We start from the raw sequence: 14,403 nt of genomic DNA, 5'->3' as shown, positions 1-14,403 counted from the left end.
GGGCAGGGGGAAAGGTACAAACCTTGCCCCTTGTGGGCAAAAGCCCCCTTGCTCCTTTTCTCCCCTGCTCCCTGCTCCCCTGCTTTTTTCACGTTTATACTCATTAGCACTGCCGTGAAGTCAACAGTCAACAAGCTTATAGAATAGACTTTTTGCTTATTTGGAATGGGTGCTTTATTTACGCCGTATTGTACTGGAGTGAATTAAATAATCTTGGACAGAGTTATGATATTCATGAATGAAGTTCCAAGACTCATTCACGAGTATCAAAGACTCATTCACGAGTGTCAAAGATTCGTTCACGAGTGTCAAAGACTCATCCGCGAGTATCAAAGATTCGTTCACGAGTGTCAAAGACTCATCCGCGAGTATCAAAGGCTCATTCATGAGTGTCAAAGACTCATCCGCGAGTATCAAAGACTCGTTCACGAGTATCAAAGACTCGTAAACAAGTATTCAAGGTTCATTCACGAGTATTCAAGGTTCATTCAAGAATTTTTCAAGATCGCCTAACACGCCTTACCTTTATAAAGGTAACTTAAGTTATATATCTGAAGTTGAGGCTAAGTCTGACACGATTCTCTCCTATGGCCAATGAAAGCAGCCATTTAGATAGCTAAATTGAGAACGTGAATCAACTAAAAGTTTTTACTGACTGTAAAAGTCAAAAACTATAGCCTGTTACCAGGAGCAATATTATGTCAGATACAAGCAAACGCGGCTTTGCTTCAATGGATGAAGATAAGCAACGCGAAATCGCCAGCAAAGGCGGACAAGCTGCTCATGAAAAGGGTACTGCTCACGAATTTACTCCAGAAGAAGCTCGTGAAGCTGGACGCAAAGGTGGTGAAACTGTCAGCCAAGATAGAGAACACATGGCCGAAATCGGTCGTGAAGGTGGAAAGCACTCTCACGGTGGCGGTCGCAAGAAAGAAAGTGATGAGGCTGAAGATACTGAAGAAAGTGAAGATACCGAAGAAAAGGGTACTCAAGGTGGTACAAGTGAGCAACACGCTGAAGCCGGTCGCCAAAGTCGCAAAAACAAGAACAAGAATAAATAGTTTGTTGTTTTTGTAATACCAGCTTGAAAAAAGAATGTAATTAATACATAAGGTAGGGGTGCAAGGCTTTGCGTTCCTACCTTATGGTTTGTCTGTTATGAAGAATTTTCGTATTTATGCGGTTCTACATATTTCATCAAAAATAACAAGTAACTACAGATATATAAATAGTGATTTATGCCAAGAATATGCTTAGTAGAGCTTAAGTTAGAATCAGGTGTGAATCTAGATATGTTTAAGGGATTTTGCTCTGAAAATAAGATTTAAATTATTGGTATGGCGATCGCTAAAAGTCAAAAGTATGACTTAATAAAAATGACAACATTTCTGGCTAACCAATAATTTGGGTGGTCAATGATCCAAAAGATGATTTATATCTTGACATTTTCCCAAATACTGCATTTTGGTTCTATAGGTAAAAATAATGCCACAAGATAAAAAAGGCGTGGGCAGAACGTCCAGACGCAGTTTTTTAGGAAGAGCGCTAACCGCAACGGGTACAGCTATAGCGGCTCCTTCTTTACTCAATCAAGCGAGTAAAGCCAAAGAAACTACCCAAATGGCGGAAGGTGAAATCAAAATCACATTAAATGTGAATCAAGAACAGCGCAGCCTCGCAATTGAACCGCGTGTGACACTTTTAGATGCTCTGCGCGATCGCTTGGGCTTGGTAGGTAGTAAAAAAGGTTGCGATCATGGGCAGTGCGGCGCTTGTACTGTGTTGATTGATGGTCAGCGAGTGTATTCTTGCTTAACTTTGGCGGTGATGCAAGAAGGTAAGCAAATTACTACTGTGGAAGGACTCGCCAAGGGCGATGCTCTCCATCCAGTCCAAACCGCATTCATCGAAAATGATGGTTTTCAGTGCGGTTACTGCACTCCAGGGCAAATTTGTGCTTCCGTGGCGCTAATTGAGGAAGTTAAACGGGGTTCATCTAGTGTTGTCACCCCAGATTTAGCGCGTCCGCCTCAACTAAGTGAACTCTCAGAAGCAGAAATAAAAGAGCGTTTGAGTGGGAATCTCTGCCGATGTAGCGCTTATAACGGTATCGTCGCCGCTGTTCAACAGGTAGCAGGACAAAAACCACCTTCTCCAGTTGCCGATATTATGCTCAGAGAGGAGATTTCTGGATGAATAACTTCACCTATACCCGCGCCACTTCAGTGAAAGATGCGGTGCAGAAATCAACAGGCGATCGCAATGCCATGTTTATCGCTGGTGGAACAAATCTAGTTGATCGCCTGAAAGTCTTTCTCGATGAGCCATCACAACTCATCGATATCTCTCGACTGGAAATGAACCGCATTGAAAAAACAAGTGGTTTGCGTCTGGGAGCATTAGTTAGTAATACCGCCGTAGCAGACCATCCCGATGTGCGCCGAGATTACCCCATCCTCGCCCGCGCCATCCTCGCCGGGGCATCCCAACAAATTCGCAACATGGCAACCGTGGGCGGAAACTTACTCCAACGCACACGTTGCCCTTATTATTACGATACCGCCTTTGCTTGTAACAAACGCCAGCCTGGATCGGGTTGCCCTGCCTTAACTGGTGTTAATCGGATACACGCCATCTTGGGAGCTAGTGACCAGTGCGTTGCAGTTCACCCATCAGATATGTGTGTCGCCCTCGCTGCCTTGGATGCAGTGGTTGAAGTGTCCAGTCCCAAAGGTAAGCGGCAAATATTATTTACAGATTTTCATCGTTTACCCGGAAACACACCTCAACGCGATAGCAACTTGGAGCCGGGAGAGTTGATTACCGCCGTGATTTTACCACCAGTTAACTTTGCCAAGTCGGGAGTTTATTTGAAGTTACGCGATCGCACTTCCTATGCTTTTGCCTTAATTTCTGTCGCCGCCGCTGTTGATTTAACAGGCGAACAAATCAAAGATGTACGTCTAGCAATGGGTGGTGTCGCTCACAAACCTTGGCGGCCAACTGAAGCCGAAAAGTTTTTGATTGGGAAAAAAGCCGACGCTACAACCTTTCAACAGGCGGCTGAAATTGCCCTGCAACAAGCCAAGCCTTTAGAGCATAACAGTTTCAAAGTGGAATTAGCCAAACGGGCAATTCGTCGCGCTCTCACAGTTTCTGCCAAAGGAGGCGGTGTCGTATGAACAAAGTGATTGGGACTGGGGTTAACCGCCAAGATGGCAAAGCCAAGGTAACAGGGACAGCAACCTACGCCGCTGAACATCAAATTCCCGGTTTAGTTCACGGTTATCTTGTCACCGCCAGCATTGCCAATGGGCAAATTAAGAGTATAGATACTAGCGCAGCCGCCAAGACACCAGGGGTAATTGCTGTTTTCACTCACAAAAACCCACCCAAAATATTTAAACCTACTAATAACTTTATTAACTCGAAAATCTATGAGGCGCGGTTGCCACTGTCGGATAATCAAGTTCACTACGGTGGGCAAATTATTGGGTTGGTAGTAGCAGACACATTTGAGCGGGCGCGTGATGCAGCCCATTTGGTAAAAGTTGAATACACCAGCCAAAAACCTTTGATCGGTATTAAACAAGCTACCTTCAAAGATGCGCCGCTTTTTTTTGGTGAAGAGTTAAAGTTTGAGAAAGGCAACTTTGCTACAGGCATGGCCAATGCCACAGCTAAGATTGAAGCTACCTACAAAACTGTCACAGAACTGCACGCACCGATGGAACCCCACGCCATTATTGCTCATTGGCAAGATGGTGATTCACTCACAATTTATGAGCCTACCCAATGGGTAAAAGGTACTCAACGCACCTATGCAGAACTTTTTGGATTACCATCAGAACGTGTGCGGATTGTCACACCTTTTTTAGGCGGGGCATTTGGTTCTAAAGTTTTCCCTTGGCCTCACGGCGTTCTCGCGGCGGCGGTGGCGCGACAAATCAAACGTCCTCTGAGAGTTGTTCTTAGTCGGCGGCAAATGACAGCCAACGCCGGACATCGCTCGGAAACTGAGCAAATTATCCGTTTGGGGGCAACGGCTGACGGTCAACTAATGGCGATCGCTCATGATGTGAAATCTTGTACATCCCCAGTGGATGTATTTACGGAACCTTGTACTAATATCACGCCAGTGATGTATGTTGCGCCAAATCTGCGCCTGAAACAAGAACTGGCCGTCATCAATTTAGGCACACCCACATTCATGCGTGCGCCCGGAGAGAACCCTGGTTTGTGGGCGATAGAGTCGGCAATGGATGAATTAGCTTGGAAACTCCAGCTTGATCCAGTAGAACTGCGTCTGAAAAACGAAGCCAAAGAACATCAACGCCGAAATCTGCCATTTTCCGCTAAGAATTTTGCCGAGTGTTTGCAAGTAGGTGCAGAAAAATTTGGCTGGAAAGACAGACCAAAACAAGTGCGATCGCTCACCCGTGACGGTAAGCTTATTGGTTGGGGTATGGCTGCATCTACCTTCCCTGGCTCTAGGGGTGCAGCTACAGTCAAGGCACGGTTACTCCCAGATGGGACAGCCCACATTCTCACCTCTGGCAATGACATGGGGACTGGCGCATACACTGTGGTTGCTGCTACTGCCGCCGAAGTACTGGGTTTACCCGTCGAAAAAGTCAGAGTAGAACTGGGAGACTCCTTATTACCTGATGGTGGCTTGGCTGGTGGTTCCCAAATGACAGCATCCCTTGTCCCGGCGGTGATGGCAGCTTGTCAGCAAGTCCTCAAAACTTCTAATGCAAAGACATCCCAAGAAGCATTGACAAATTTGCAAAAATCTGGAAAAGCCGCTTTTGAAGCTACCGCCTCCTCTGCACCAGGAGATGAAAGTAAAAAGTGGGCGTTCCAATCTTGGGGCGCACATTTTTGCGAAGTCAGTGTGGATGAAGAAATCGGACGCTTACAGGTAACACGTTGGGTGTCGGTGATGAATATCGGCCAAGTAATCAACGCCAAGACAGCAGCCTCTCAGGTACGCGGTGGTGTGATTATGGGTATCGGTCAAGCCTTGATGGAAGAATGCCATTTTGACCCTAGCAGCGGCTATCCTGTAATTTACGATTTGGCTACCTATCACTTTCCCGCCCATGCAGACATCCCGCGGATTCAAGTAACCTTCGTCGGCGCACCCGATATTAATTTCAACCCAGGCGGGGCGCGTGGTGTCGGTGAAATTGGCATTACAGGAGTGTCAGCTGCGATCGCTAACGCAATTTATCATGCTACAGGTAAACGCATCCGTGATTTACCGATGACTCCAGATAAGTTATTGTGATATTTTGCTTTTGAAGACTCAGTATTTATGCCAAAGCCGCGTTTTGTCCGCTTCTTTCGTCATCTGAATTGGCGTACGCTCAAGAAAACTTTTGCTCGGACAATCGAACGGCGACTATTAGGGCTGGCCGCGGAGATTGCCTTCAATGCCATGTTATCTTTATTTCCAGCTATTCTGGCTGTACTTACAGCCATTGGCTTGTTGGCAGAATCTTTGCAAGATACCTTTAAACAGATGGCAGTTTTATTGAGTCAAATTGCACCGGAAGAAGCGATGATTTTGATTCGTGATTTTGCCAGCCGAGAAATCACCCACTCTAAAAATAGTGGTTTATTTTCTCTCAGTTTTGCGATCGCTATTTGGACTGCTTCTGGGGCGGTGAGTACGGCGATGACTGCATTTGATCAAATCCATAAAATGCCGCCTCAAAAAATGCGCCCCTTCTGGAAGGCTAAACTGATTTCGCTGGGATTGACAGTTGGCACTATTGTACTGTTGATGCTGGCTTCTTTCTTAGTATTTGTCAGCGACCTAGTATTGCAATTAGTAGTATATGAGCATGGTTCTTTACTTTTCTTGCTGCACCTTTGGCAGTTGTTACGCTGGCCTGTAAGTTTAGGCATCGTTGCTACCGCCTTTAGTTTTGTTTATCGCTATGGCCCCAGTATGTGGAATTCCGGCACACCAATCATGCCAGGGGCGACATTAGCAGCTATTTTCTGGGCAATCCTCTCAGCACTGTTTCGGCTTTATGTAGCAAATTTTGGTAACTACAATAAAGTTTATGGTGCAGTCGGGACTGTCATAGTTTTAATGCTGTGGCTGTGGATGAGCGCTGCTGTTCTCCTCATAGGCGATCAATTGAACGTGATTGTCGGTGAAGATATGCGCTATCAGAAGATTGAAAGCAAGGAAGCAGAGTAGCAGGAGAACTGACAAGTGTAGGTTTTTTACAAGGGTGTGAGTATTTATTTAGCGGCGTTAACAACTGGGGTAGTTCCCGTTCTCTAGTTGTTTCTGTAAAAATTCCTGGCGCGAGGGTAGCGTTAGCAAACAAAACCCATTGAGATAATGTTGCACGCTCCTCTGGCAAAACTCCAGTTGCGCTAGAGGAGCGTGCAAGTAAAGCAAAATCGTTCCAGATTCCCAAAGCTGAAAATCTCCATCAACTATTGCCGGAACTTTACCCATCGGGTTAATCTGCAAATATTCAGGCTGTAAGTGTTCGCCTGCCTGCATATCTAGCTGGACAAACTCATAATCGCCGCACGACTAAAAGCACTGCCATAAAGTTTCAGCGTAATTATTTGTATTTTAAAGAACCTTGTGTGTGTGTGAATGTTGTTTCACATTGTCTTCTTTAGTGACAACCCTGGCAACATTTAACACACGTTTGCGCTCTGTTGAATACTTAAAATCACTGTAAGTTGTTCCTAAAGGAATCAGATTTTGGCTGCTTTCTCTGCGTTTATAGGTACGAGCAGCTGCAAACACTCGTTGAGCAAATTCTTCCCCAAATTGAGACTCTACTGGGAATCCTTCAGGTAATAGTGGTGTATTGCTATCCAACACTGCACCCAAGGTTGTAGCACAAGCTAATTTGTAAGAGGTGGGAATATCTTTCATTAATGCTTCTAAAGACGCAGAAGGAATTGGCTCTACTACATTAACTTGATAAAGTTCCCCATCTTCTTTAATAAAGCAGGTTGCCAAGCCGATAACTACATAATCATCGGCTGCTAAATCGGAAGTATCTTGATTAGAAATTGCTGTTGTCATCAGAAAATTGTTGCAAAACTTCAAAATTTAGAGCGAGTAACTGAAAACTGGAGAGTGTAAATGCTGCTAAAGGGAGGAACACAGCAGCAAAAAAACGGCTAAAGCGTCTTTAAGTCGCCATGTCTCTATACCCTTTTCTCCATCTCTTATATGATCGGCTAGTAGGATTTTACCAAGTTGTAGCTCGTTTTCTATTTTCCCTTCTTTCATCTACTTGATTGCAATCAGCAAACCCAATTTATGGAAATTCGAGCCGAGAAACCAGAAGATGTCACTGCTGTTCGCAAAGTCAATATTGCAGCGTTCAAGCGAGAGAATGAGGCAGATTTAGTCGATCAGTTGCGAGGTGTTGCGTCTACATTTTCCTTCGTAGCTGTAGAATCAGAGCAAATTGTGGGACATATTTTTTATAGCCCAGTTGAGATTGAAGGAGAATGTGCTGATAATTTATTCATTCTTGGGTTAGCACCAATAGCAGTACTACCTGACTATCAGCGACAAGGAATCGGATCATTGCTAATTCAGCATAGTTTAAAAGAGTGCGATCGCCTGGGATGCAAAGCTGTTGTTGTCTTGGGTTATCCAGAATACTATCCAAAGTTTGGGTTTGTTCCAGCCAAAGAGAAAGGATTGAGGTGTGAGTACACAGTACCCGATGAGGCGTTTATGGTGCTGGAGTTAGAAAATGGCGCATTGGACGGGTGCAGTGGAACAGTAAAATATCGGTTTGAGTTCAGTCAATTCGAGTAGCGTAGCAAGGTATATTACGTAAAATGCCGATATTTTTTTACCTATGCTTACCAGTATTGAGTTACTCAGCCAGCTTTATAATGCTTTTAACCCTTTTGAACCCTTACCCGCAGACGATATCAGGTATGTAGACTGTCATGTGGTTAGATGGGGATGATGTAGTAGCCGCAGTAGTCACATCTGCTAAACCTCGCACACAAACTGATGTTGCGCTTAATGATTAGTCTGTTAGTGGCTTGCGTGTTCCTTCAACAGTGCGTCTATCTCGACTTGATTGCTTAGAACAGGCTTTGTTACTGGCTAAAATACCTCAAGTCAATTCATTTTACAATTCTTCCAGCGATGTTTGAGATAACGGTGCGTTGCGACAACGCACTAGACAGCAGGAATGCGATTCAAAAAGTTGGATGCTAGAAATTTTGGCGACAACGCACGTTACAGGAAAGATGCGATCGCACCGGCTCATCCTATCAACTTTTTGTAAATCTTCGTCAAGATTGATATTTTTTTTTCTGGAATTCTACTTGCGAGTGAAGTATATATTACTCAGTTAGTGCATAAATTGTAAATGCAACACCAAGTTTTTTACTGGTTGTACTATTTACACTTTAGTCTGAAACACTTGTTACTAAGTAATCAAAGGCACATAGAGAAATAATATCCGGGCATAACTACCACTATAGATAAAACTCTAAATTAATTTGAAAGCATGGGCATCTTATGCAGAGAAACATGAACAGTCACTCATTTTTAACTTCTGGTGACCAGCAAAATAACTGTTACAAATATGTTGTAAATAATACACTATTTTCTCAAAAGCATGAGGCTAATGGTAGTGGTAAATCTGCTTTAGACGAAAGTTATTTACGCTCTTGTGCTTTAAAGTCAGCCAAACAAGGAAATTATACTCAAGCGATCGCCCTATTAAATGAATTAATTCACCGCCACCCACACAATGCTGTTGATTACAACAATCGCGGGTTGATTTATTTTCAGAGTGGTGAAAAGCAAAAGGCTTTTTGTGACTACAACACAGCATTAGAATTAAATCCTAATTTAGCTGGTGCTTATAATAATCGAGCCAATTACTACGCAGCTTGTGGAGAATTAGCCGCCGCACTGGCTGATTATGACCAAGCAATTGATTTAAATCCCAGTTATGCGCGAGCCTGGATTAACCGGGGTATTACCTTCCGCGACTTGGGACAATATGAAGAGGCTATTGAGAATTTTGAAGTTGCAATGCTTTTTGGTCAGTTAGAAGCGCATATTTGGGCAGAACGTGGCAGAACTTATCATCTTTGGGGTGACTGGAATTGTGCGATCGCTGATTATCGTCGTGCCATAAAACAACTATCCATACTAAATAATAGCGCTGATGTTTCTGGTTATCGTTTGCGGTTACAAATCGAAAATTGGTTAAATGAGTTGCTCTCTGGAAAATAGGGAATAGGGAGTAAGAAGTAGGGGAATCAACAGCTTCCCCTAAGGTATTACGAATTAGTATGAAGACCCTGTATTGCTAATAGCTAATAGACGATAACAACATAATTTTTCAAAAATGGGTTATTAACTATTAGCTGTTAGCATTTTATATATTTTCGATGTGTATACATCTATAATATGCAAGTAGGCATAAAAAGGAATGCAATGATTCCAAATCCCTAAATTTAAGATTTTACTTAGGGTAAGGAATTTAAAATTTCGATTTCTTTGCCATCCTGATTAATCAACACAATAGGACGCTGGTTAGGTGCAAATCTGTATCCCTGTTGTTCTGTAATAGTTTGAGTTTGGCGGGGATCAAAATTGCGGACAAATTCTGCTTGTAAAGTACTAACACGCCCTTCCATAAGTTTGACTTCAGTGCGAACTTCTCTCAACCTTCCTTGCTGTGACCAATGATAAGGCAACAGTTGTGTTAGAGCAGATGCTGCTGCTGTTAAGATTGCCAAATTGACTCCTATCTTAACTGTTGTTTCGAGTGCCATCACTTGATGAGAACGTTGGCGGAGGTGTCGTTTTGGTCGAGGTGTAGTTCGACGCTGTTGTATAGGTTGTAACGGCTGTCTAGATGGTTGGAAGGCGTTCATGATCCTAAAAATAACCTCACTGAATTCAATGACACCACGATGAACAGTCTAAAGTAGCTAATTAAAGCTTAAGTTAGCTGTCATATTACTTCATTTTTTTGAGATTGCTACACGTATATTTGTTGTTAAAAAACAACGAAACATACGTAAGTATTTAATAATTAACAGTTTGCTGCACCCAGCTATCATTCTTAAAAACTGCACATAGCATCTCAGGATTATTAATCCTTTGCGATTTTATGTCAATTCTCAGCTAATAGGTTAATGGTTATCACCCCATACAGATGATTATTTTGTGTTCTTCGTCAAGTACCCGTAGCCTCATCTTTGTGATAACCGTTTCTCTCGCGTTTGAGATTTTCTTCTAAAGCTTGAATTTGTTCACGGCGGGCTTCCAATTCTAGAGAACGACGGGCTAAGTCTTGATTTTGCAAAGTTAGAGATTGTCTCCACTGTTCAGCGCGTTCTGCTTCTTGTTGTAAAAGTTCTGGGGTAATGCCAGTAGTGAGGTAAGCTTGGACTAAATTCATTACCCAATTAGTAGCCTCCTCTAGCTTTTCGATTTCACCTGTGGCAGAAAGTTCGACTAAAACGAGCAATTCTTCACTCATGGTCTTACTTTTACCCAGCAAAATAACAGCTTCTTCTGGAATCATTGTCCAGAGATTCTCAGCTTCTTGACGTGCTAACAAGCGCAACTGGTACTGGTCTAAAAATTCGTTTTTATGTACCTGAGCTAGATATAGCATGATCGTCGTTTTGCTCCACCTTACAATTAAAAATTAAAAAATAAGTACAAAAATTTATATTCAACAACAAACTTAAAATACTGATTTTGCGTTGGAAATCGTTAGTTGGCAATGGGTAATGGTAGAGTTTATCTCAAAACTCTTACAAATTACCCATCACAGCTATGGTAAACCAAGCAGGCGATCGCTACAGCAACGTTTGAAGGCGATCGCGCAAAATTTCTGCTTGTTTCTCAGCCTCGGCTAAAGCATCTTTCGCTCCTTTTACCACGTCAGTTGGGGCTTTATCCACAAACTTAGGATTGCTTAACCTACCTCTCAGAGATTGGGCTTCGGCTTCCGCTTTACTAATACTTTTCTCTAATTTGGCGCGTAGCGCTTCAATATCAACTACACCAGTCAGAGGAATTACCACTTGAACTGTACCAATTACCCCAGCAATGGTTTGTTCTTGTGCTTGCAGCTGTTCTTTTGCCGTAGCGACTGGTTTAGGTTTAGCAAACAAAATGCTGCGGCCAATAAACCAAGCACTATAGCCTAAACCGACAATTTCAAAGAAAGTGCCAACAAGGGGAATGCTATTAACTGTATTCCCAACAGCTAGACCAATTCTGGCAAAGACAAGCCCTGCAATAATTAAGCCAATTTTCTTCCACCCCCATTGTGGTTTAGGTGGCGCTAAAGTTTGGCTTTTTTGTTCCCCAGTGATAACTAAAGTCTCCACCTTAGCCAAATCTTTGATATAGGCTTGTCCAGCAGTCAAGATTTGCTGTTCCTTGGCGCTGTCGGTTTGCAAATTAGCCATGACTTTCGCCCCTGGTTTCACATCCGCTTCAGCCCGTAAATTGCGAATCGTGCGGATAGTGCCAATTAGCAGTTCAAACTGTTCTTCTAAAATGGGATCAATTAGGTTTGCACCTGCTTTGGGATAAGCTTGTAACGCTAAAGTTTGCTGGGAATCTGTGCTTTGTTGGGTGAGTGTCTGCCAAATTTCCTCAGTGATGTGAGGCATAAAGGGATGGAGTAATTTCAAAATCCCTTCCAGCACATAAGCTAGGGTTTGTTGTACTGCCTTACGGGATGTGGGATCTGCACCCTCTTGTAACCTGGATTTTACGAGTTCAATATACCAGTCGCAAAAATCGCCCCAAATGAATTCGTACAGACCTTTTGCCGCTTCCCCTAAACCGTAATTATCGATGCTATTGGTAGTTTGGTTAATAACTTGATGATAGCGAGAAAGAATCCAGCGATCGCTCAGTTCAGTGCTGAGTGGTTGACCTAATTGTGTAGGAGTTTGCCCATCCAAATTCATCATTACGAACCGTGCCGCATTCCACAACTTATTGGCAAAATTGCGGGCTGCTTCCACCGAAGCTGATTCATCAGTTTTGCGGTTGTACTCTAAGCGGATATCTTGACCTGCACCGGCAACCTCCTTAACCAAGGTGTAGCGTAAAGCATCTGTACCGTATTTTTCAATCAAGATTAACGGGTCAATGCCATTATTCGCCGTCTTCGACATTTTCTTATTATTTTCATCCCTTACCAAACCGTGGATGTAAACTGTTTGGAAAGGCATTTTCCCGGTAAAATGACCAGCCATCATCGTCATTCTGGCAACCCAGAAAAAGATAATGTCAAAGCCTGTAACTAAGGTAGTAGTTGGGTAGTACTTAGCTAAATCTTGAGTTTGTTCTGGCCAGCCCAAAGTAGAAAACGGCCACAGTCCCGAAGAAAACCAAGTATCAAGTACATCCGGGTCTTGTTGAAGCTGGACATTTTCACCAAATTGTGATTTAGCCTTCTCCCAAGCCTCCTCAGTCGATTTCGCCACCACAAACGGCGTATTATCGGTAATTTGTCCGTTTGTTTCGCTGACAGCATACCAAGCCGGAATTTGATGACCCCACCACAATTGACGAGAGATACACCAATCTCGCAGACTCACCAACCAATCACGATAGACCTTTGTCCAACGTTGGGGGACAAACTCAGGGGAATTTTGTTGGTCAAGGAATTGTAGGGCGCGGTTTGCCATAGGGCGAATTTTGACAAACCACTGAGTAGATAATAAAGGTTCAATGGGGACTTTACCGCGATCGCTATAAGGAACGGTATGCTTATAATCCTCTACCTTCACCAAAACCCCATCAGCTTCGAGACGTGCAACCACATTCTTTCGCGCCACAAAGCGGTCTTGTCCTTGAAACTCCCCAGCATTTGCATTGAGAGTCCCATCCTTATTCAGAATATTAATAAACGGCAGATTGTGACGCTTACCCATTTCAAAATCATTCGGGTCATGGGCTGGTGTCACCTTTACACAACCAGTACCAAAAGTTGGGTCAACCAACTCATCACCAATAATCGGGATTTCGCGCTGCATAATTGGCAAAGTCAAAGTTTTACCAATCAAATGCTGATATCTTTCATCATTGGGATTCACCGCCACCCCAGTATCACCTAACATCGTTTCTGGTCGAGTCGTCGCCACCTCCACAAAACCGGAACCATCAGTGAGAGGATAGCGAAAATGCCAGAGATTACCATTAACCTCTTGTTGTTCCACCTCCACATCCGACACCGCCGACTGAGTAGCCGGACACCAATTCACCAAATATTCGCCACGATAAATTAACCCTTCATCATAAAGACTTACAAAAGCTTCCACAACCGCTTTCGATAAGCCCTCATCCAAAGTGAACCTTTCGCGTGACCAGTCCACCGACACACCCAAGCGGCGTAACTGATTCACAATTGTTCCCCCAGACTCCGCCTTCCACACCCAAGCGCGTTTAAGAAATTCTTCCCGCCCCAACTCGGCGCGAGTTTTACCTTCTTTTTTGAGTTGTCTTTCAAGCATCGTATGGACAGCGATACTCGCGTGGTCAGTTCCAGGTAGCCATAGAGTATTGCGTCCCTGCATCCGGTGATAGCGTACAAGAACATCAATCAACGCACTTTCAAAAGCGTGACCCATGTGCAAACTACCGGTAACATTTGGCGGCGGAATCACAACACAGTAAGGTTCACCGCCGTGATTTGGGTCAGCTTTATAAACTTGGTTTTCTTCCCAGAATTTTTGCCACTTAGCTTCAGTGGTAAAGGGTTCGTACAGACTGGGGAGATTGGAGATGGTTGCGGTCATGCTGGGAAAACTAAGAGTGGAAGGACTTTAATAAATTTTGCCACAGGGTTGAGATGGAAACGAACCGCAAAGGGCGCGAAGGGCGCAAAGGAAGAGAGGGAAAAAGAAGATGAGATATTTAAATGAGCAGTTAGAGAGTTTAGCTTATCAAGTAATTGGCGCAGCGATTGAGGTACATAAGGTTTTAGGGGCTGGGTTTTTGGAGGAAGTGTATCACAAAGCTTTGAGAGAAGAGTTTATAATGCGTGGAATTTCTTACAAGTTTGAGCATCCTATTAAAGTTCTTTATAAAGGTCGTTCAGTAGGTGAAGGGAAATTAGATTTTTTAGTTGGAGACTCCCTAATTGTTGAATTAAAAGCTGTACAAAACTTAACGCCCCTTCACGAAGCTCAAGTACTCTCCTACCTTAAAATGACTAACTACCCTCTAGCCTTACTCATCAACTTTAACGTCCCTCTCTTGAGAGACGGCATCAAACGCATTATCCTCTCCTCTTAATCTTCCTTTGCGCTCTTCGCGCCCTTTGCGGTTCGTTTAAAAAAATAAAACTATGTCACGCCCACCCTCCCCCTGGCTTTACACTGTCT

Annotated in this window: 12 protein-coding genes and 2 pseudogenes; 9 read left to right on the top strand and 5 right to left on the bottom strand. The window is 43.6% G+C overall.

Annotated features, from left to right (window positions below; all coding sequences use genetic code 11):
- The first annotated feature begins 698 nt into the window (after positions 1-698).
- The 5 genes from IQ259_RS25210 (at position 699) to IQ259_RS25190 (ending at position 6,217) form a co-directional block, all read left to right on the top strand.
- Positions 699-1,061: a KGG domain-containing protein gene (locus IQ259_RS25210; RefSeq protein ID WP_193888750.1), complete on the top strand. Its 363-nt coding sequence runs from the start codon at positions 699-701 to the stop codon at positions 1,059-1,061.
- A gap of 424 nt (positions 1,062-1,485) precedes the next feature.
- On the top strand, positions 1,486-2,196 hold the full coding sequence (locus IQ259_RS25205) for a 2Fe-2S iron-sulfur cluster-binding protein (RefSeq protein WP_193888749.1): 711 nt from the start codon (positions 1,486-1,488) through the stop codon (positions 2,194-2,196).
- Positions 2,193-3,182, top strand: coding sequence for a xanthine dehydrogenase family protein subunit M (locus tag IQ259_RS25200; RefSeq protein ID WP_193888748.1), 990 nt, complete (start codon positions 2,193-2,195; stop codon positions 3,180-3,182). The genes IQ259_RS25205 and IQ259_RS25200 overlap by 4 nt, the downstream gene beginning before the upstream one ends.
- The gene (locus IQ259_RS25195; protein ID WP_193888747.1) at positions 3,179-5,293 is read left to right on the top strand and encodes a xanthine dehydrogenase family protein molybdopterin-binding subunit; all 2,115 of its coding nucleotides are present in this window, start codon (positions 3,179-3,181) and stop codon (positions 5,291-5,293) included. Before IQ259_RS25200 ends, IQ259_RS25195 begins: the two co-directional genes overlap by 4 nt.
- Positions 5,294-5,320: 27 nt before the next feature.
- Positions 5,321-6,217 carry a YihY/virulence factor BrkB family protein gene (locus IQ259_RS25190; RefSeq protein ID WP_193888746.1) on the top strand — a complete coding sequence of 299 codons (897 nt, stop codon included), beginning with the start codon at positions 5,321-5,323 and terminating at the stop codon, positions 6,215-6,217.
- Between the two features lie 43 nt (positions 6,218-6,260).
- Here the strand turns inward: IQ259_RS25190 and IQ259_RS25185 are convergent.
- Both IQ259_RS25185 and IQ259_RS25180 read right to left on the bottom strand, forming a co-directional pair.
- Positions 6,261-6,597: pseudogene (locus tag IQ259_RS25185) on the bottom strand (glutathione S-transferase family protein); the annotation flags it as partial.
- Positions 6,598-6,607: 10 nt separating this feature from the next.
- Positions 6,608-7,072, bottom strand: coding sequence for a hypothetical protein (locus IQ259_RS25180; protein WP_193888745.1), 465 nt, complete (start codon positions 7,070-7,072; stop codon positions 6,608-6,610).
- A 240-nt stretch (positions 7,073-7,312) separates the two neighbouring features.
- Between IQ259_RS25180 and IQ259_RS25175 the strand changes: the two genes are divergently transcribed.
- The 3 genes and pseudogenes from IQ259_RS25175 to IQ259_RS25170 all read left to right on the top strand — a co-directional run bounded on the left by IQ259_RS25175 (position 7,313) and on the right by IQ259_RS25170 (position 9,268).
- Positions 7,313-7,822: a GNAT family N-acetyltransferase gene (locus IQ259_RS25175; RefSeq protein WP_193888744.1), complete on the top strand. Its 510-nt coding sequence runs from the start codon at positions 7,313-7,315 to the stop codon at positions 7,820-7,822.
- Between the two features lie 43 nt (positions 7,823-7,865).
- A pseudogene (locus IQ259_RS27365) lies at positions 7,866-7,970 on the top strand (ATP-binding protein); the annotation flags it as partial.
- Between the two features lie 584 nt (positions 7,971-8,554).
- Positions 8,555-9,268: a tetratricopeptide repeat protein gene (locus IQ259_RS25170; protein ID WP_193888743.1), complete on the top strand. Its 714-nt coding sequence runs from the start codon at positions 8,555-8,557 to the stop codon at positions 9,266-9,268.
- A gap of 236 nt (positions 9,269-9,504) precedes the next feature.
- Here the strand turns inward: IQ259_RS25170 and IQ259_RS25165 are convergent, their stop codons facing one another.
- The 3 genes from IQ259_RS25165 to IQ259_RS25155 form a co-directional block, all read right to left on the bottom strand.
- The gene (locus IQ259_RS25165) at positions 9,505-9,915 is read right to left on the bottom strand and encodes a hypothetical protein (RefSeq protein ID WP_193888742.1); all 411 of its coding nucleotides are present in this window, start codon (positions 9,913-9,915) and stop codon (positions 9,505-9,507) included.
- Between the two features lie 305 nt (positions 9,916-10,220).
- On the bottom strand, positions 10,221-10,664 hold the full coding sequence (locus IQ259_RS25160) for a hypothetical protein (RefSeq protein ID WP_193888741.1): 444 nt from the start codon (positions 10,662-10,664) through the stop codon (positions 10,221-10,223).
- Positions 10,665-10,851: 187 nt separating this feature from the next.
- A complete protein-coding gene (locus tag IQ259_RS25155) occupies positions 10,852-13,815 on the bottom strand; it encodes a valine--tRNA ligase (protein WP_193888740.1) in 2,964 nt (987 codons plus the stop codon).
- A 109-nt stretch (positions 13,816-13,924) separates the two neighbouring features.
- Here IQ259_RS25155 and IQ259_RS25150 point away from each other — a divergent pair, with 109 nt between their 5' ends.
- A complete protein-coding gene (locus IQ259_RS25150; protein ID WP_193888739.1) occupies positions 13,925-14,314 on the top strand; it encodes a GxxExxY protein in 390 nt (129 codons plus the stop codon).
- The last annotated feature ends 89 nt before the right edge of the window (positions 14,315-14,403 follow it).

Origin of the sequence: Fortiea sp. LEGE XX443, assembly GCF_015206815.1 — a bacterium.
GTDB lineage: Bacteria > Cyanobacteriota > Cyanobacteriia > Cyanobacteriales > Nostocaceae > Nostoc_B.
Note: the sequence above shows the minus strand (reverse complement) of the source record. Positions and strands in the feature narration are given on the sequence as shown.